Here is an 18990-nt window from a genome sequence, read left to right on the forward strand (position 1 = left end):
CGGAGACCACCATGACCAAAGTTCTCGTCCTCTATTATTCGGCCTATGGCCACATCGAAGCGATGGCCAATGCAGTGGCCGAAGGCGCGCGCGAAGCCGGCGCCACTGTCGACATCAAGCGCGTGCCCGAGCTGGTGCCGGCCGAAGTCGCGAAAGCCTCGCATTACAAGGTGGATCAGGCAGCCCCGGTCGCCAAGGTCGAGGACCTCGCCAGCTACGACGCCATCATCGTCGGCACCGGCACGCGCTTCGGCCGCATGGCCTCGCAAATGGCCAATTTCCTGGATCAGGCGGGCGGGCTCTGGGCCAAGGGCGCGCTCCACGGCAAGGTCGGCGGCGCATTCACATCGACCGCGACCCAGCATGGCGGCCAGGAGACGACGCTGTTCTCCGTCATCACCAACCTCCTGCATTTCGGCATGGTGATCGTCGGCATGAATTACGGGTTTGCCGGACAGATGAGGCTCGACGAGGTCACCGGCGGTGCGCCCTATGGCGCCACCACGATCACCGGCGGCGACGGCAGCCGCCAACCCAGCGCCAACGAGCTCGCCGGCGCGCGTTACCAGGGCCGCCAGATCGCGGAGACCGCGAAGAAGCTGCACGGTTGATGGGATACGGGCGGCGTTTTCTCCAGGGGAAAGCCGCCCGGTTCAGCGTAGCTTGCCCATGATCCCTGCGGCAAAGGCCGCAAGCCTCGGATAACGGCGCAGGCCCTGCGCCGCATGGTCGCGCAGCATGTAAGGCAGGCCGCGCCAGGACAATGCAACGCTGACATCGGTCAGCGGCACCGGCTCGGCGCCGAAGCGCCGCTTGTAGTCGTGATTGCCGATGCTGAGATCGAAGCGGCGCACGCCCTGCGCATGCAGGGCCGCCATGGTGCGCTCCGTGACGAGCAGCCCCGGCGAGCAATTCGCCCATTGCCTGCCGGCATGGCCGATACGCAACAGAAAGTAGGTCGCGCCATATCTGACGCCGAACGCGGTGGCGACGATGCCCTCGTCGCAGACCAGCGCCGAGATCACCGCATAGCCTTCCGCAACGCCTCGCCGGGCGACGTCTCGGTAGAAGCGGGCATGGGCTTCATCATTGAGGACGAACCGCAAGCCGAGCTGCCGCATGCGCGCCTGCTGCTGCAGGTCAGTCACGTCAAGCAGCTCGTGCGCGCGCGCGGGGTCGGTGGCGATCTCGAACCGCGCACCGGCATTGCGGTTGAACACGCGCCAGCAGCGCGGCATCTGCATGCGCTTGATCGACGCCTGGTAAGCCGCATAGTCGTCGCCGGTCAGCACGACATTGCCGTTGAGCGAGCACGAGCCGAGCCGGCCGAGCGACACCAGCGGGTTCGGCTTCACGCCGACATGGGCCGGCATCTTCTTCAATCGCAGGAGGTCGAAGCCGTCGGGCAAGGCGCGCAACGCATCGACGAATGCCGCACCGATCGCCTTTGCCGCAGCCGAATCGAAGGCTGCGTCGCGGGCGAGGATCGGAGCGTTGTTGTCGGAGACGCCGAGATCGGCAAACTCGATCACGCGGATGCCGCGCCTGACGTGGCTGAACATCGGCACGACAGCGACGTCCTTGCCGGTCGCCCTGTCGGTGATGACAGCGATCAGCGGTGCGACGCCGTGAAACGCCTCGTACCAGGCACCTAACCAGCTGGCATGCTGAAATGCAGTGCGATGACCGGCGTCGAGGCGCAACGCGGCCTGTCGCCAGTCCCGCAAGAAATCGACTGAGATTCCCGACGTGGTGGACGACACCCGACCGTCTAACTGCTCGACGCTGAGAAACGCCATTTGCGGGGCATACAGTTACAATGCGTGTCGAGATAGATTATGTTTTGTCGCAGGCCACAAGTTACGTCGCCGCTTATCGTTAAGCCGATACCTTCGCAACGCTCACACTGCGCCTAACCCGTCCCCCGTTAACCGTCCATCAACCAGCATGCCGGAGGCCGCAGGAACCTGCTGCCGTGCGACGTTCCGCGCGATCTCGTAATATTGCAGCGCACGCTGCTCCAATGTGAGGTTGTCCATGATGTAACTGCGCGGATCGAATTTGCCCGCGGTGCAGCCCTCCCAGAAATCCGCCCACCGCTCCTCGAAGCCGGCAAGGTCGACGAATTTGAGACCGCAACGATCGTCCCAATAGGGTACCGACGACACCGGCTCGAACCGGACCCGGTGCGGATAATAATCCGGATCCGGCCAGGGACCGCCGGGGTCCCAGGCGAACACCGGCACACCGCAGGACAGCGCCTGCTGATAGGCGATGCCTTGGCTCTCGTTCTGGCACAGGAAGATCATCGCGCGCGAACGCGCCAGCGCGGCCTGGAAACGGTCCTCCTTGTAGCTGCCATAGCGCAGCTCGATGAACGAGCGGCCCTCCCTGACGAGCCGGGCGCGGACCGGCTCGATCAGCTCGGGCAGGTAGCGCTCGCGGTCCCAGCTGACCTTGTCGTAGACGAGGACATCGACGGTCTTGTCGCGCGGACGCGACGGCGCCCACAAATCGGTATCGATGCCGACGGGCCAGGCTTCCGTCGCCGGCCAATGCGGCCGGTACATCTCGGCATACCACGGGCCGGGCACCAGGAATTTCCTGACGGGAAGCCGCTTGAACAGGTCAGGATCGTCGAGCGGATGGTTAAAGGCGGCAACGCCGAGCAGGATCGGGTTCTTCCACGCAAATTTGTCGAGCAGGAAGGCGCGGCCGATGATGCAGGCCACTTCCTCCGGATGCTGCGCGATGTAGCCGTAGTCGTTCACGCGATAGCGGATGCCGAGGCGGTCGAGCCCGGCGCAAAGATTGAGGAACACGCGCAGCTGTCCGCTCATGCGCGGTTCGCCGAACAACATCTTGCGTGCCATGCGCCGCAGATGGCGGTCGCCGCGAAACCAGCGATCATCCTTGTCCTCGTAGAACAGGTTGAGGATCATGGCGTCGGGATCGTAGTCGAATGTCTTTGCGGGCACTGGATCCATCCGCGGCAGCAAAGCCTGCATTGTCTCGTGAGACCGGCTGCCGCTCCTCTCGAGGTCTGCGGCAGCTTTAACGCGACAGGTTTAACGCTAATCTACGAAACCGACGGCTTGGCAGCCTTTGCAGCAACGAATTGATCGTTATTGTGGGTATCATCCATTCCAGCTCAGACTGCGATTGCCGGCAGCCGGGTTAACAGATCATTAAAGCAACGAGCCATCGCTTGCCCCTCGCCGACGCCACGCTCGATGCACCGACCGCCGCACCGGCGGTGATGGAGCCGCGTGCAACGTCGCCAGCGGTTTCCGTCGTCATCCCCGCGAAGAATGCCGCCACCTATATCGGCGAGACCATCGCAAGTGCGCTGGCGCAATGCGACGTGACCGAGATCATCGTTGTGGACGACGGATCGACCGACGACACCGTTGCGCTGGTCCATGCCATCCGCGATCCGCGGCTCCGCCTGATCACAAATCAGGCCAGCGGCGTCTCGGCCGCGCGCAACTGCGGCGCACAAAGCGCGGGCGGGAGCTGGCTGATGTTCCTCGACGCCGACGACCGGCTGCGCCCCGATGCGGTGACGACACTGCTGGCCGCGGCGAAAGACGCGCCACGGGCGGTGCTGGTCTATGGCGACTACAACACGATCGACAGCGCAGGGCGATCGATCGGCCGGCGCGACCTCCTGAAGGGACGCCGCAAGCCGTCCGGCAACGTGCTGGAACGGCTTGCCAGCGGCAATTTCATCGTCAATGGCGGCATCATGCTGGTACGCACCGAGGCCTTTCGTGCGACCGGCGGCTTCGACGTCTCGCTACGATATTGCGAGGACTGGCATTGCTGGTGCCGCCTCGCCGCAACAGGCGCGTTCGCCTATGTACCAAAGCTCCTGCTCGATTATCGCCTGCACACGGCCAACACCATGAGCGCCGCGGTACGAACACCGCGGGATTTCTTGCCGGCGGTCGCGCGCGTTTTCGGGGATGAATTGATCCTGCGCAAGCTGCCATCAGGCGCGGCGCCGAGACTGCGGCAGGCGGCCGAAATCCATCTCCTGACCTATGCTGCGACGCAGGCGGTGCGCTTCGGACGATATCGCCAGGCGGCGGCCTATCTCGGCATGGTCAGCCGGCGGTCGCCGAAGGCGATGCCGCGCGCCGCGGCCAAAATCGCGCTGTCCTGTTTCGGCATCTAGACGCCGGCGCAAACGCGTCAGGAGACGATCTTCGAGGCCTCGTAGGGCTTAGGGTCGTAACCAAAGCCCGCCAGTGCGGATCCGACGGCCACCAGCACCGGGTGCATCGCGACGACCGCTTTCGTTGACGTCAGCAGGCGAGCCGCGCGGACCAGCGACAACGGCAAACGTCCCAACGTCTGGGCAAAGACGCGCGTCCGCGCTGCCACACTTTGCGCGGCCTTGGCCCGCACCCGGTAGTTGATCACCCCGATGCGGAGGCCGCGCCTGGCGATCCAGCCGGGATTGGTGCGGTTCTTCGGTACGGTTTCGCTGATGACGGCTTCCGCCGTCCAATGAAAGACCATGCCGGCGTCGCGACCGCGATTGAAGAAATCGCAATCGCCGCCGCCGAGGAAATTGAATTGCAGATCGAAGGCGGGGCTGCCGAGCCGCTCGAACGCGCTGCGCGTGATCAGGCAATTGCCGCAGCCATAGATCATCGGCACCGCGCCTGTGTAGTCGTAGGCCGGGCAGAAGACGGGATGGCGCGCGAGCCAGGGCTGACTATCGTCGTCGAACACAGGCATCACCGGTCCGCCGACCACGTCGGCGCCGGTCGCCTCCGCGGTGCGAACCATCAGCTCGAGCCAATCGGGCGAAGCAATCTCGTCGTCGTCGATCATGAGGAAGCGGGTCGCGGCGGGAAACAGCGCCTGCGCCGTCTCGAACGCCGCGTTGATCGCGCGACAATTGCCTTGCCGCTTCTCGACCAGGCAGACGCCCCGGAGTTTCCCGGCTGCGAGATATTCGGCGGCAACCGGAGCGCTCGCGCGCCCTGCCGCATCGTTCTCCACCATCACCACCGCGAAGGAGCGCGGCGTACGCTGGTTGACGAGCGAATCCAGCGTCAGCCGCAGGTGCTCGGGACGACGGAAACAGGGAATGCAGACGACGATGCCGACCGAGAGGTCGAGAATGCGTGAGCTCGCGGCGATCTCCCGGTTGGGATCGCGCACGGCATCCGAGATCCGGCTGGCGGACAAATCTGTCGGGATCAGCGTCATTGCGTTCTCATGCCCGAGATATGTTGAAAAAGCCCTGCGTCCACTGTCCCGCGACGGCACGGTCGCGCGGGACAGATGCGTCCCGAAATGGATGGCCTGCCTCGTTGCTGAATCTGCGCCGCAGCGCCGATCTCACCGCCATCGAGCAGGCCATCATACGTTTAACCGCTTTCGCATGCTTTTTCGGCGAATTCCTTCACGCCTGATACTGCAACTTTCAGTCCAATGCCAACGGCGCAACATGGACAATGCCGTAGTTAACGCAGGGCGCGATTAACCCGGCCGTAAGCACCGCGACGGGTGAAGCTGCGCGGCATCGGATTTGCTCTTCGGGAACGAGAGACTTTTCCTGTAAATTTGAGTCGAACAAGCGCGGTCAGAGAACATGAACAAGTCAGCCACGATCGATCTCGCGACAGCTACCGCCCCCGAACACACCCAGGCACTGCTCGACCTCGCGGCCGGCGAAGCCCGCGACAGCCTGCTCGGTGTGCACGACGTGCTGCGCCGCGAGCTGCCGCAGGGTCGGTTGGCCATCTACGAGGCGGGTGGCGGCTCCTCCAGCTTTCTGCCGATGGACGTGCTTGGCCGCAGTCACGTCACCGTCGTGGATATCGATGAGGACCAGGTCCGCAACAACACCTATGCGGACGAGGCCATGCTCGGCGACGTGCAGACCTATCGCTTCGGCTCCGAGACTTTCGACCTCGTGATCTGCTACAACGTGATCGAGCACCTGCCCGACGTGGAGGCGGCGCTTTTGAACTTCCGCGATGCGCTCAAGCCCGGCGGGATGATGCTGATCGGCGCGCCCAATCCGCGCTCGCTGTCCGGCGTCGTCACCAAGTACTCGCCTCACTGGTTTCATGTCTGGTTCTACCGGAACATCCGCGGCATCAAGACGGCCGGAATGCCCGGCCAAGCGCCGTTCCCGACGTTCTTCCATCCCCTGGTGACGCTGTCGAAGCTCGAGGCGTTCGCCGCCGCCCAGGGCCTCGAGACGATCTACCGCCGCGAGGTCGAGAGCCCGCGCTATCCCGAGATGCGCCGGCGCACGCCGCTGTTCGCCGCTCTCGTCGACGCCAGCGCCGCCGCGATCAATGCCGTGCTACCGCGCGGCACCGACGTCCGCCGCGGCGACTATCACGTCATCCTGCGGAAGCGCTGAGGGCGATGCGCGCGCCGGCCGGCTTTGATGCTATCAAGGCGGATGCGCAGCGGCCGCGAGGCACGTGCGGTAACGAAACGTTAATTGCTGCGGGAGCGCCGGCGCCAAAGCGTCACGACGCCGCGGCATTTGCCGAGCTGCGCTTAAACGCTTTGTTTGCCATTTCGGTGAATAGTCCCTCAATGAGTATGGTTAATTTTCCCTGTTGCGTTGATTGCGCACCCATATCCCCGGTGCGAGGCGTAAAGCGAAGGGTAACCCCTCAGCCCGCGGCGTTGGAATGAAAGCTGGGGACGATGCTTGACTACAACCAGCCGATCGATCGGGCCAGGAATCCGACCACGTCGGAGGCCCCGCAACGGAAGTTCGAGGCCAGCTTCGGCGTGCTGGAGCTCGCCGGCCTGCTGTGGCGGCGCAAGATCGCGATTGCCTCTGCAGCGCTGATCGGCGCGTGCCTCGCCGTCACCGTCGGCAAGAGCCTGACGCCCCGCTACACCGCGACCGCCCAGCTTTATGTCGACCCGCGCGAACTCCAGCTCGTCGATCGCGAGCTCACGCCCCGCGCGCAGGACGTCTCCGGCATGTCCATGCTGGTGGAGAGCCAGGCGCGCCTGATCACCTCCAACAGCGTGCTGTTGCAGGTCGTCCAGCAGGCGGCTCTCGACAAGGATCCGGAATTCGGCGGCGGGGACGGCAAGACCCTGGGCTCGTCCCTGCTCGGCCTGATCGGCCTGCAGCTCCGTCCGCCCTCGGCCGCTGAAGCCAAAGAAGTGCAGCTCGCGGCCCTCGATGCGCTGAACAAGCACATCACGATCCGCAAGACCGACAAGAGCTTCATCGTCGACGTCGAGGTCTGGTCGATCGATCCAGCCAAGGCGGCGATGCTCGCCAATACTCTGACCAACACCTACCTGACGGAATCGCGCAACTCGCAGGCCGTTGCGGCGCGGCGCGCCACCAGCGAGTTGTCGGGCCGGCTGAAGGAGCTGCGCGAACGGCTGCGCAATGCCGAGACCGCGCTTGCCACCTACAAGGCCCAGAACAATTTCGTGGGCACCCAGGATGCGTTGATCAGCGATCAGCAGCTCTCCTCCAGCAACCAGCGGCTCTCGGCCGCCCGCGCCGCGACGATGGACGCCCAGGCACGCCTGGACCAGATCGAGGCAAACAAGCGGACCGCCGCGGACGCAGGTGCGATCCCCGAAGCACTGCAATCGCCGACAATCGCAAACTTGCGCGCGCAATATGCCGATGCCCGCAAGAAATATGCGGAGCAGACTGCCGAGCTCGGCCCGCGCCATCCGGCCCTGCGCCAGACCGAAAAGCAGGTCGAGGATCTCAAGCGCACCATCAACGAAGAGATCGACCGCTTCGCGCTGTCCGCCAAGAATGACCTGACCCGCGCCCGGGACTACGAGGCCTCGCTCAACCGCGCTCTGGAAGCGCAGAAGCGCCAGAGCGTGCAGCTCAGCCAGGCCGCCGTGCGCCTGCGCGAGCTCGAGCGCGAGGCCGACGCCAGCCGCGACGTCTACCAATCCTTCCTCAAGCGCTCACGCGAAACCGAGGAGCAGGAGACGCTGAACACCTCTGCCGCCCGCGTCATCGGCGAAGCCACGGTCCCGCAACGCCGCTCGTTCCCGCCGGCGATGAGCCTGTTCGCGATGATCGGCTTCATTTTCGGTGCGCTTGCCGCAGCCTCCTGGTTCGTCGCGGCCGAGCATCTGTTCAACGGCGCGACCGCCCCGGAACCCGGCCGCCGTGAGCGTACGCCTGCGCCGGACGTTCCGAAGCCCCAGGACGAATCCGCCGCGCCTCCGCCGGCGGTGTCCCTGGTCGAGAAACCGCTGATCGCCCGCCTCCAGGAGGCCGACGTGATCCGCACACTCGGCGCCATTCTCGCCACCGGCAGCGGCGTCGATCTGACCCGAATCGGCTGGCCGACATTGCGCCCGGGGTTTCCGCTGACGACGCTGCTCAACGCGTTGCGCGACATGCGAGCGGCGATAGCGCGCCGTGCCGGCAGCAAGCCAATGCCGGCGGTCGCACTGATCGGGACCAGCCAGACGGCGGGGCGTAGCGTGACCGCACTGAATTTCGCGCTCGCGGCCGCGCGCGACGGTAGCCGCGTGCTGATGATCGACGCCGATCATCAGGCTCACGCGCTTTCGAACAAGGTCAGCCGCCCGGCCAAGGCCGAACCAGGCAAGGTCGGCTGGCTGTCGATTGGCAACAAGGCCGCGCGCGAGGTCAAGACCGCGAATGGCATTTCCGTGCTGCCGGCAACCGAAAGCGATGCAGAAAAGGCCGCTGACGCCATCCGCAGGTCGATCGCACAGGCGCGCGCGACCGGCGGTCATGACCTCATCATTCTCGACGGCCCCGCGATGCCGCTCTCGGCTGCCGGCCGGAAACTGCTCGATAGCGCCGATGCGGTGGTGGCGGTGCTGCCGACCAGCCTCGACATCAATGACGGCATGGAAGAGATCCTGGCCGCACTCGGCGACGGCCAGCGCAAGCTCGTCGGCGTCGTGCTCGACGAACTTCTCCCCGCTGTTCAAACGCGCCAGCGAGGCAAACAATATGCTTGAGCGCCGCGTCAACCTTGAAGGTCGGGCCGCGACCGCCAACGTTCCACGGATCACCGTCGGCGGCCTCCGCATGGCCGCACTCGACCTGGAAGCAACCGCCGACTTCATGATCGAGGCGACCGATCCGCGTCACCGCATCGGCCGTCCGCTGTACCTGACCTCGGCCAACGGCGAAGTGCTGGCGCGCTGCTCGACAGAGCCGCAGACCGAGCGCCTGTTCCGTGCCGCCGACCTGATCAATGCCGACGGCCAACCGCTGGTGGCTGCCTCGAAGCTGCAGTCCTGGTTTCCGCTCCCCGAGCGCGTTGCCACCACGGACCTGTTCCATGTCGTCGCGCGCAAGGCGGAGATTGCCGGTCGCAGCTTCTACATGCTCGGCGCCAGCGAGGAAGAGAACGCCGCGGCGGTCAGGCGAGTCCAGAACCTTTATCCGAAACTGAAGATCGTCGGGTTCAGCCACGGCTACCTTCGTGGCGATGCGCTGCAAGCCAAGGTCGAAGAGATCAACGCGCTCGCACCGGACTTCCTGTGGGTCGCGCTCGGCGTACCCAACGAGCAGGCTTTCGTCGAGGCATACACGCCGCTGCTGACCAATGTCGGTGTCATCAAGACGTCAGGCGGCCTGTTCAACTTCCTCTCGGGTAGCCGCTCCCGCGCGCCGCAATGGATGCAGAGGCTCGGGCTCGAATGGGCCTGGCGCACCTGGCTCGAGCCACGCCGCTTGTTCTGGCGCTATTTGACCACCAACCCACGCGCCATCTATCTTCTGTTCAGCCGCAATCGGCCTCTCAATCGCCGACAAGAGCCGACAAAAGACATCCCGCCACGGTGATCCGCACTGCCTGGGCCCGGCAACAGAGGGCGGACCCCTCAAATTGCGCCAAGCAATCGCAGCCCTCACACGACGGCGCGCTTCAGCGGCAGCGCCACCGTCTCGTCCACACCGAGGCCCGCCTCAGGCTGGAGCGACGGCGCAAGCAACAGCTCCATGGGGCGCAGCAACTCGGCCATCTGCCTTGCCGGTAACGGCTTGGCGATCAGGAAGCCCTGCATCTCGTCGCAGCCATGGGTGCGCAGAAACGTCTCCTGCTCGGCGTTCTCGACGCCCTCGGCGACCACGGTCATGCCCAGCGCCTTGCCCATGCTGATGATCGCCTGCGCGATCGCCTGGTCCTCGGAATCGTGCGGCAGGTCGCGGACGAAGGAGCGGTCGATCTTGATGGTGTCGATCGGGAAATGCTTCATCAGCGACATCGACGAATAGCCGGTGCCGAAATCGTCGATGGCCAGGCGAATGCCGCGGCTCTGAATGGCGTCGAGCACCTTCAGCGCGCGTCCGACGTTGCGCATCATCATGCTCTCGGTGACTTCGAGTTGCAGCAGCACGGGCGACATGCCGGAGGCTACCAGAGCCTCGTCGACATCCTGCAACAGGTGCTCATCGGCAAATTGCCGCGGTGACAGGTTCACCGCCATCGAAAGCGGCAACAGGCCGCGGCGCTGCCAGGCCATCGCCTGCGCGCAGGCTTCTTTCAGCACCCAGCGGCCGATCGGCACGATCAGGCCGGTCTCTTCCGCAAGCGGAATGAACTGCGACGGCGAGACGTTGCCGAAAACGGGATGGTTCCAGCGCAACAGCGCTTCCACGCCGGTGATCTGACCGCTCGCCATGTCGACCTTGGGCTGGTAGTTCAGCGAGAACTGCTCGCGCTCGAGCGCCCGGCGCAGCGCACTCTCGAGTGAAAGACGCTCGATCGACTGCGTCGTCACCTCTTTGGAGAAGAAGCGATAGCCGTTCTTGCCGTCCTCCTTGGCGAGATACATCGCCATGTCGGCATTCTTGGTCAGCGTCTGCGCGTCGGAACCGTTGGCCGGATACATCGCGATGCCGATCGAGGCCGTGGTGTGACACTCGTGGCCGGCGAGTTCCATGGGCACGGCGAGCGTGGCCAGCAGCCCGGTCGCGATATTCTGGACGTCGTCGATCTCGCTGCACTGGTCGAGAATTACGACGAACTCGTCGCCGCCGAGACGTGCCACCACATCGCTGGCCCGCAGCGCGCCGCGCAGCCGTTTTGCCACTTCGAGCAGGAGCAGGTCGCCCGCCTCATGGCCGAGCGAATCGTTGATGACCTTGAAGCGGTCCAGGTCGATGAACAGCACCGCGAAACGGTGATCGCGGCGCTGCGCCACGTCGATCGCCTCACGCAGCAATCCGTTGAAGGTCTCGCGATTCGGCAGGTCGGTCAGGCTGTCATGCGAGGCAAGGTATTCGATGCGCTCGTCCGCCCGGTTTTTCTCGTCGGCGCGGTCGAAATTCTCCATCGCAAAGGCGACGTTGTCCGCCAGACGCTGCAACAGTTCGACGAATTCGGGCGTGAATGTGTCCTGCTCGATCGACATGTAGATCATGACACCGACCGGCTTGTCGTGCGTGATCAACGGGAACGCCGCGCCGGAGCGCGCGCCGCCGCCCTGGAGGACCGAATGGAAGGCGCTCACCCTGTGGTCGTTGACATAGTCGTTGCTGATGCAAGGCTGCCGGGTGCGGAACGCCGTGCCGCTCATGCCGCGGCCTTCGGGCCGGTCGGCGTCGATGGAAAGGCGAACGTTTCGCGTGGTCTCGGCGGACGGCCCCGCGGCCGCGACGGTTGCGAGCTGATCGCTGTCCGCGCAGGCAAGCGCGATGGTCGTCGAGGTGAACTTGCCGCCGGTGGAGGCGGCCTGACACACGAGCTCGAACAGCTCGGCGCGAGACTTCGCGCGCATGATCGCCTCGTTGGTGGCGCTCAGCGCCGCGAACATGCGGGTCAGACGCTCCTTCTGCGCCTCAGTGCGGGCCTTTTCTTCCGCGCGATTGAAGTTGTCGAGCGCAAAGGAGACGTTTTCCGCGAGGCGCCCAAGCAGCTCGACCAGATCAGGGGTGAACGCATTCTCTTCCGGCGCAAGAAACAGCAGAATTCCGATCGGTTCAGTGCCGTCGCGGAGCAGCGGAAAGCTGGCGGCCGCGCGCGTGCCATCCTCCTTCGCCTTCGCGTGCCAGTGCGTCGATCGAGGGTCACTCAGATAATCATTGATGACGCTTGGCCCGCGGGTTCGTAGCGAGGTGCCGATGATCCCCTCACCCTCGGGATGCCCTGGGGACACGCAACATGTACGCCCGGACATTCGCTCCTGAAGGCGCCCCTTGACCGCGACGACGCGAACGAGTTCGCGTGTCTCGTCAAGGATGCCGATCGTCGTCGAGGCGAACACATCGCCCAGCACGGCCGCCTGGCACACCACCTCAAACAGCTCCTCGCGTGTCTTGGCACGCATGATGGCTTCATTAGTGGCACTCAACGCCTCGAACATGCCGCTGAGGCGGTTGCGCTGCTTGTCGGCTTTGGCCTTCTCGTCCGCGCGATCGAAATTCTCGAGCGCGAAAGCGACGTTGGCCTGCAGCCGTTGCAGCAGCTCGACGAATTCAGGCGTAAACGTGCCGCGCTCGGGCGAGTTGAACACGAATACGCCCTCGATTCGATCGCCGTTGAAGAGCGGCAACGCCGCGGCGGACCCGATGCCGTTGCGGCGGGCATTGTCCGCCCAGGGCTTGATCCGGTCGTCGGACAGCACGTCGTTGCTGATGCAGGGCTGGCGTGTACGGAAGGCCGTTCCGGTCAACCCGCGCCCTTCGGGCACGTGGTCGGAAGTCGAGAATTTGAAGTTGCGCACAGAATCCGAATTCGGCCCGTAACAGGCGCTGACACGGAGCAACTCGGCCTGCGGATCGACCAGCGCGATGGCGGCCGAGGTAAATTTGGCGCCCTTCGCAGTTGCTTCGCAGACGAGGTCGAACAGCTCGGCCCGCGAGTGCGCGCGCAGGATCGCCTCGTTGGTCGCGCTCAGCGCCGCATACATGCGCGCGAGGCGCTCCTCCTCCTCGGCGATTCGCGCCTTCTCGGCCTCACGGTCAAAATTGTCGACCGCAAAGCAGACGTTCTCGGCGATGCGCAACATCAGCGCGACGATTTCCTCGTCCTTGGCCCAGGACCGGCTGAGGAAGGCGAGGATGACGCCGATGCTTCGGCCATGCTTGACCAGTGGCGCCGCGACCACGGCGGCGGCGCCCGTCACGAGATTGAGCTTCTCCCACGGCGTTCCCTTGGTACGGAGCGGGAGATCGCGCTCGACGATGGGCTTCTGGGTTCGAAACACCTCGCCGGAAATGCCGCGGCCGTAGGGATTCTCGGGGTCGGTGGAGTAACGCGTCCGCGCCACGATCTCAAGGCTCTCGCCGGTGCCCGCGACGGGCTGCAGCCAGTGCGAATCCGGCTCCTTCAGCAGCACGAAGGTCGCCAAGGACTTGCCGCCGTGCACGGAGGCGTCGCACACGAGCTGATACAGCTCCTGCTCGGTTTTGGCGCGCAGGATGGCTTCGTTGGTCGCGCTGAGCGCACCGAACATGCGATTGAGCCGCCCTGTCGCGCGCTCGCTGTTCTGCCGCGCCGTCTCGCGCGAGAAGTTCTCCAGCGCATAGGAAATGTTGGCCGACATGCGCCCGAACAGCGACACCATCTGCTCACTCAACGAGCCGGGCTCGCTGCGGGTCACGAACAGCACGCCGACGCTCTTGCCGTTGCACAGAAGCGGCAGCGCCGCCGCGGCGCCGATATTCGCCCTGATCGCGCCCTCACGCCACGCCAGCGAGCGGGGATCGTTCAAATAGTCGTTGCTGATGCAGAGCTTCTGGGTTCGGAACGCTTCGCCGCCGACGCCCGAGCCCTCCGGCGCGTCAGCTTCAGTGGTGATCTTGATCGCGCGCAGGCGCGCCACGTCGCCACCGCGCCCGGCGGCAAAGCGCAAGTGCTGACCGTCCGGCTCCACCAGGAACACGGCAACGGCCATGAAGTCCCCACTCGAAAACCCGGCGTCGCAGACCTTCTGGTACAGCTCGTCCGGCGATTTCGCGTAGAGGATCGCTTCATTGATGGCGCTCAACGCCGCAAAGGTGCGCGCGAGTGTCGTCGTCACGATCTCAACTCCGGGCATTTCTGCCTTGTTGTCCCTGCCCTTTTTATCAACGGGGATCGCCTAAGTGGTGGTTATTGCCGCAATGAAACCGCCAATCAGAGTGAACGAGCAGCGAATGACCGTTGAAAAACGTGCGGGAATACCGTCGCGCGGAGGGAATCTTCGAGCAAAGGCGTGCTCTCTCACGAATCTGCAGCCCTGTATTGGTTTACGGGAGATTGATATCGCAGCTCCGCTTTGAGACGATGGCGTCCAACAAACCGCCCCGTTAAGCGGGCGAAAAGCCGAGGAAACGCCATGCCTGTGGTCAAGGCCGACCGCCTCACGCGCGTCAGCGCTGCGCTGCTCCGTGCTGCCGGCGCCTCCGAGGACGAAGCGGACGCCGTTGCGATCGGATGCGTCAACGCCAACCTGGCCGGGCATGACTCCCACGGCGTGATCGCGATTCCCTCCTATATCGACCGCATCAAGGCCGGACACATCGTTCCCGGCGCCGCCTGGACCATTGTCCAGGAATCACCGACCACGACCGTGATCGACGGCCATTGGGGTTTCGGCTTCCACGTCAACGCCAAGGCCATGGCGCTGACGATCGAAAAGGCAAGGACAGCGAACGTTGCCGCCTGCACCGTGTTCCGGCAGAGCCATGTCGGCCGCCTCGCCGCCTATCCGCTGATGGCGACGCGCGAGGGCATGATCGGGATCGCGACAGCCGACTCGGGCCGCTCACCGAAGCACGTCGCGCCGTTCGGCGGCAGGGCGGCGCGGCTCGGCACCAACCCGATCTCGATCGCAGTTCCGTCCGACCTCGAAACGCCGTTCTATCTGGACATGGCGACCTCGGCCGTGGCCGCCGGAAAGATCCAGCTCGCGGTCGCCCGCGGCGAGGAGATCCCCACCGGTTGGATCATCGATGCCGGGGGACGGCCCACCACCGATCCCACCCAATACCGCAAGGGCGGCGCGCTGCTGCCGCTGGGCGGCACCGAGGGCTACAAGGGCAGCGGGCTCGCCGCGATGGTCGAGGTGCTCTGCGGCCTTCTCACCGGTCTCGGCTTCGGCGTCGAGCCGACGGGACGGCACAATGACGGATGCTTCATGGCGGTGTTCAACGTCGCCGCATTCCGCCCGCTGAACGAGTTCAGGCGCGAGGTCGCGGAGTTCGCGCGCTACCTGAAATCGACGCCGCCGTCGGAAGGCAGCAAGGGCGTCTATTATCCCGGCGAGATCGAGGGCCTGCGCGAACAGCAGCGTCGGCGCGACGGCATCGAAATCGAGGATGCGACCTGGGAGAAGCTGCGCACGCTGGCGCGCGACTACAGGCTCGACACCGTGCTTGATCTGTCCTGACACAATTCGGAGAACGGCATGAACCGGCAGATGGTCCTGGTCGGCTTCCTTCAGGCGCAGAACTGCACGAATCTGCCGAGCTCGTGGCGGCATCCGGACTCGCGCTCCGATTCGATGTCGGCGGATTATTATCAGGACATCGCGAAAATTCTCGAGGCCGGCAAGTTTCACATGGCCTTCTTCGACGATCGTCTGGCGATGCCGGACCGCTACGGCAATGACCACACCCACACCGTCGAATACGGTATCCGCTGCGTGAAGATGGATCCACTGATCGTGCTGAGCACGATGGGCATGGTCACCGACAAGCTCGGGCTCGGGGCGACCTGCTCGACCACCTACTACGAGCCCTTCGATGTCGCTCGCCGCTTTGCCACACTCGATCTGATGTCGGGCGGGCGCGCGGGCTGGAACGTCGTCACCTCGCTCAACGACGGCGAGGCGCTCAATATGGGGCGCGACTCCCATCCCGAACATGATTCCCGCTACGACAAGGCCGACGAGTTCATGGAGGTGGTGCTCGGCCATTGGGACACCTGGGAAGACGGCGCCCTCATCATGGACAAAACGAGCGGCCGCTTTGCCGATCCGAGCAAGGTGAAGCGGCTCGACCATAAGGGCGCAAACTTCAAATCGCGCGGGCCGTTCACCGTGCCGCGTTCGGATCAGGGCCACCCCGTGATCATCCAGGCCGGCGCATCCGGTCGCGGGCAGCGCTTTGCCGGACGATGGGGCGAAGTCATTTTCACCGCGGCCCGCAACCTCACGGCGGCCAAGGAAGGCTACGCGTCCGTGCGCAACGAGGCTGCCAAAGTCGGTCGCGATCCTGACGAGATGTTCCTCTGCAATCTGACGACGCCGGTGTGCGCGGCGACCAAGGCGGAAGCCGAAGACAGGATGGCGCTGATCAACAAGCTTCCGCTCGAGATCGATGCGCTGTCGCTGCTCGCCGAGGCGCTCAATTACGACTTCGCCTCCAAGCATCTCGACGCGCCGCTGACGACGGATGAACTGAAGAGCATGCAGGGTATTCTCGGCATCCGCGACGGCGTGCTGAAAAACTCCGGCAAGAGCAATCCGAGCGCGCGCGATTTCGTCACCTTCTCCGGCCGCGGCCAGGTGCAGGATGCCATGGTCGGCGGTCCCAGGGAGATCGCGGACAGACTGGAGGAAATGTTCGTCGAGCGCGGCTGCGACGGATTTGTGATTGCCGCGACCTATGTGCCCGGCTCCTATGCCGACTTCGTGCAGCATGTCGTGCCGGAGTTGCAGCGGCGCGGCCTGTTCCAGAAAGACTACCGCGGCAAGACGCTGCGGGAAAATCTCGGCTTGAGGCGGCCTGCCGCCGGCGCCTGGAAGATAAAGCCGCGCGATGCCGCGGAATAAGACGAGGACACAACATGCGCTGGCTGACATTCACCGCCTCCGGCAAAACCTCCTGGGGCCTGATCGAGGGCGACCAGGTGACCGCGATCGAGGGCGACCCCTTCAGCGAATGGCAGCGGACGTCGCGCACGCATCCGCTGTCGAACGTGAAGATCGAGCTGCCGCTGATCCCGCGCACCTTCTATTGCGTCGGGCTGAACTATCTGAAGCATCTGAAGGAAGCTGCCGACAAGGCCGGCACGGTCCCGGCCGTGCCTGATCGTCCCGAGATCGGCTACCGCGCCCAGAACGCGCTGATCGCGCATGACGAGGACGTCGTGATCCCGTCCTTTGCGACGGAGAAGATCCACTATGAGGGCGAGCTCGCCGTCGTCATCGGCAGGAAGGTGAAGCACCTCACCGAGCAGAACGCGATGGACTGCATATTCGGCTACACCATCGGCAACGATGTCAGCGAGCGCTCCTGGCAGAAGGCCGACCGCAGCCTGTGGCGCTCGAAGAATGCCGACACGTTCAAGCCGATGGGCCCGTGGATCGAGACCGAGGCCGATCTTGCCGGGATGGAGACCATCGTCCGCGTCAATGGCAGGGAGACCAACCGCTTCCACACCAACGATATGATCTTTGGCGTGGTGGCGTTCCTGGTCGAGTTGACCAAGTATTTTACGCTGTGGCCTGGCGATGTGATCTGGATGGGGACGGACGGCGCCTCGCCTGACATCAAGCATGGCGATGTCGTCGAGATCGAGATCACCGGTATCGGGACGTTGCGCAACCGGTTTGTGCGAGAGGGACAGCCGATCAGCTCGCGCCGCCCGATCGGCTCTTCACATGATCGATGAAGGCGCGCAGCTTCGGCATGATTTGGCGATGGCCCGGATAATACAGGAATACACCCGGCGTCATCGGCGAGAATGGCTCCAGCACGCGGACGAGCTTGCCTGCCGCGATGGCGCTGGTCGCCAATGGTGCGGGCACCTGCGCAAGACCCACACCTTCGATGGCGGCGCCGAGCATCGTGGGAAAATCATAGGCGATGAAAGGACCCGACACCGCAATCTCGACCGAACGGCCGTTGTCGCTGAGCGACCATGATGCGAGTGCGCCGTTCGATCGGCGCAATCGCAAGCAGGCGTGCAGACGCAAATCGTCCGGATGCTCGGGGCGGCCGGAACGGGCAAGGTAAGCAGGACTGCCGACGACGATGAGCGGTAGCGGCTTGGTCAGGCGCACTGCAATCATGTCAGGGGTGATGAACTGGCCCATCCTGATGCCGGCATCAAAGCCTCCGGCCGCGAGGTCGACCAGCTCCTCGCTGGCAGCCAGCTCCACCTCGATCTCAGGATAGGCCTCGCAGAACGAGGCGATCAGCGGCTCCAGCAGAATCGGGACGACCGAACGCGGCACGGTCAGGCGCAGCAACCCGGCCGGCCTCTGACCCAGCTCGCGCGCCGCCCCGCTTGCTGCGACCAGTTCCTCAAAGGCCGGTCTTGCGCGCTCGAAGAATCTTTCGCCGGCTTCGGTCAGGCCGACGCTGCGGGTGGTGCGGATGAAGAGCGCAGCCCCGACACGCGCCTCGAGCGACCGCACCGCCTGACTGATCGCCGACGGCGTCACGCCAAGTTCGGCGGCCGCCCGCCGGAAACTGCGATGCTGGGCGACGCTGAGGAACGCCTCGACACCGTCGAGCGCACCCTGCCTGACTGTGAAGTTCTGCTTCATAGCCCGTGAACATTATCGCGAATAGTCACCCACGGAAAGACGCTCTACATCCGGATTGCAAATGAGCCGCACCGGAGAAGCGAAACCGATGAAGGCAATCCGCAACGCCGTCCTGACACTCGCCCTCACATTGACAGGTGTTACCGCCATGACCGAACCATCCGCCGCCCAAGCACAAGCGCCGTCACCCACGACCACCGGGGTCATGGTCATCCTGACCGCCAAGCCCGGCATCACGAGGGAGCAAATCATGGCCGTGATGCCTGATGAAATCAGGCAGACCGTCCAGCTCTATCTCACCGGAAAAGTCCGTGAATGGTATTCGCGGTCCGACGGCCGCGGCGCCGTCTTCCTGCTCGATGCCAGGGATGTCGCCGAGGCTCACGCCACCATGGATGCGCTGCCGCTCGCGAAGCAGGACCTCATCGACCACGAATACATCGCCGTCGGCCCGCTCATGCCGCTCCGCCTGCTCATGACGAAACCCTGACCGGCCGCAGGCCTCCCCCATCCGACCTGACGAACCCCCGCAAGGAC

General features: G+C 64.6%; 14 protein-coding genes. 9 read left to right on the top strand and 5 right to left on the bottom strand.

Translation table 11 applies throughout. The annotated features are described in order from the left end of the window. Positions 1-11: 11 nt before the first annotated feature. Positions 12-611: an NAD(P)H:quinone oxidoreductase gene (gene wrbA, locus ACVW16_RS13680; RefSeq protein WP_456737237.1), complete on the top strand. Its 600-nt coding sequence runs from the start codon at positions 12-14 to the stop codon at positions 609-611. A 42-nt stretch (positions 612-653) separates the two neighbouring features. Here wrbA and ACVW16_RS13685 read toward each other — a convergent pair whose 3' ends face one another. Both ACVW16_RS13685 and ACVW16_RS13690 read right to left on the bottom strand, forming a co-directional pair. Further along, a complete protein-coding gene (locus tag ACVW16_RS13685) occupies positions 654-1799 on the bottom strand; it encodes a GNAT family N-acetyltransferase (protein WP_456802367.1) in 1146 nt (381 codons plus the stop codon). A 102-nt stretch (positions 1800-1901) separates the two neighbouring features. Then, complete coding sequence (locus ACVW16_RS13690; protein ID WP_456737235.1) at positions 1902-2978, bottom strand: glycosyltransferase; 1077 nt, start codon at positions 2976-2978, stop codon at positions 1902-1904. 281 nt (positions 2979-3259) lie between these two features. On the opposite strand from ACVW16_RS13690, the gene ACVW16_RS13695 reads away from it, so the two are divergent. Beyond that, entirely contained in the window at positions 3260-4180 is a 921-nt protein-coding gene (locus ACVW16_RS13695; protein ID WP_456705089.1) for a glycosyltransferase, read from the top strand. A 17-nt stretch (positions 4181-4197) separates the two neighbouring features. Here ACVW16_RS13695 and ACVW16_RS13700 read toward each other — a convergent pair whose 3' ends face one another. After that, the gene (locus ACVW16_RS13700; protein ID WP_456699723.1) at positions 4198-5226 is read right to left on the bottom strand and encodes a glycosyltransferase family 2 protein; all 1029 of its coding nucleotides are present in this window, start codon (positions 5224-5226) and stop codon (positions 4198-4200) included. Between the two features lie 385 nt (positions 5227-5611). On the opposite strand from ACVW16_RS13700, the gene ACVW16_RS13705 reads away from it, so the two are divergent. The 3 genes from ACVW16_RS13705 to ACVW16_RS13715 all read left to right on the top strand — a co-directional run bounded on the left by ACVW16_RS13705 (position 5612) and on the right by ACVW16_RS13715 (position 9814). Continuing rightward, positions 5612-6394: a class I SAM-dependent methyltransferase gene (locus ACVW16_RS13705; protein WP_456737234.1), complete on the top strand. Its 783-nt coding sequence runs from the start codon at positions 5612-5614 to the stop codon at positions 6392-6394. 296 nt (positions 6395-6690) lie between these two features. After that, the gene (locus tag ACVW16_RS13710) at positions 6691-8982 is read left to right on the top strand and encodes a GumC family protein (RefSeq protein WP_456738830.1); all 2292 of its coding nucleotides are present in this window, start codon (positions 6691-6693) and stop codon (positions 8980-8982) included. Continuing rightward, positions 8975-9814 carry a WecB/TagA/CpsF family glycosyltransferase gene (locus ACVW16_RS13715; protein ID WP_456737232.1) on the top strand — a complete coding sequence of 280 codons (840 nt, stop codon included), beginning with the start codon at positions 8975-8977 and terminating at the stop codon, positions 9812-9814. Before ACVW16_RS13710 ends, ACVW16_RS13715 begins: the two co-directional genes overlap by 8 nt. Positions 9815-9879: 65 nt before the next feature. On the opposite strand, the gene ACVW16_RS13720 is transcribed toward ACVW16_RS13715, so the two are convergent. Beyond that, a complete protein-coding gene (locus ACVW16_RS13720) occupies positions 9880-13995 on the bottom strand; it encodes a bifunctional diguanylate cyclase/phosphodiesterase (RefSeq protein ID WP_456737231.1) in 4116 nt (1371 codons plus the stop codon). 297 nt (positions 13996-14292) lie between these two features. Here ACVW16_RS13720 and ACVW16_RS13725 point away from each other — a divergent pair, with 297 nt between their 5' ends. Genes ACVW16_RS13725 through ACVW16_RS13735 form a run of 3 tightly spaced genes read left to right on the top strand, consistent with a single transcriptional unit; the run spans position 14293 to position 17573 of the window. Next, complete coding sequence (locus ACVW16_RS13725; RefSeq protein ID WP_456737230.1) at positions 14293-15345, top strand: Ldh family oxidoreductase; 1053 nt, start codon at positions 14293-14295, stop codon at positions 15343-15345. Positions 15346-15363: 18 nt separating this feature from the next. Beyond that, on the top strand, positions 15364-16731 hold the full coding sequence (locus ACVW16_RS13730) for an LLM class flavin-dependent oxidoreductase (RefSeq protein WP_456737229.1): 1368 nt from the start codon (positions 15364-15366) through the stop codon (positions 16729-16731). A gap of 14 nt (positions 16732-16745) precedes the next feature. Further along, positions 16746-17573: a fumarylacetoacetate hydrolase family protein gene (locus ACVW16_RS13735; protein WP_456737228.1), complete on the top strand. Its 828-nt coding sequence runs from the start codon at positions 16746-16748 to the stop codon at positions 17571-17573. On the opposite strand, the gene ACVW16_RS13740 is transcribed toward ACVW16_RS13735, so the two are convergent. Beyond that, positions 17533-18453, bottom strand: a complete 921-nt coding sequence (locus ACVW16_RS13740) for a LysR substrate-binding domain-containing protein (RefSeq protein WP_456737227.1) — start codon at positions 18451-18453, stop codon at positions 17533-17535. The genes ACVW16_RS13735 and ACVW16_RS13740 overlap by 41 nt on opposite strands. Before the next feature lie 148 nt (positions 18454-18601). On the opposite strand from ACVW16_RS13740, the gene ACVW16_RS13745 reads away from it, so the two are divergent. Continuing rightward, positions 18602-18943: a hypothetical protein gene (locus ACVW16_RS13745; protein ID WP_456699732.1), complete on the top strand. Its 342-nt coding sequence runs from the start codon at positions 18602-18604 to the stop codon at positions 18941-18943. The last annotated feature ends 47 nt before the right edge of the window (positions 18944-18990 follow it).

The organism is Bradyrhizobium sp. USDA 4474 (assembly GCF_054057515.1).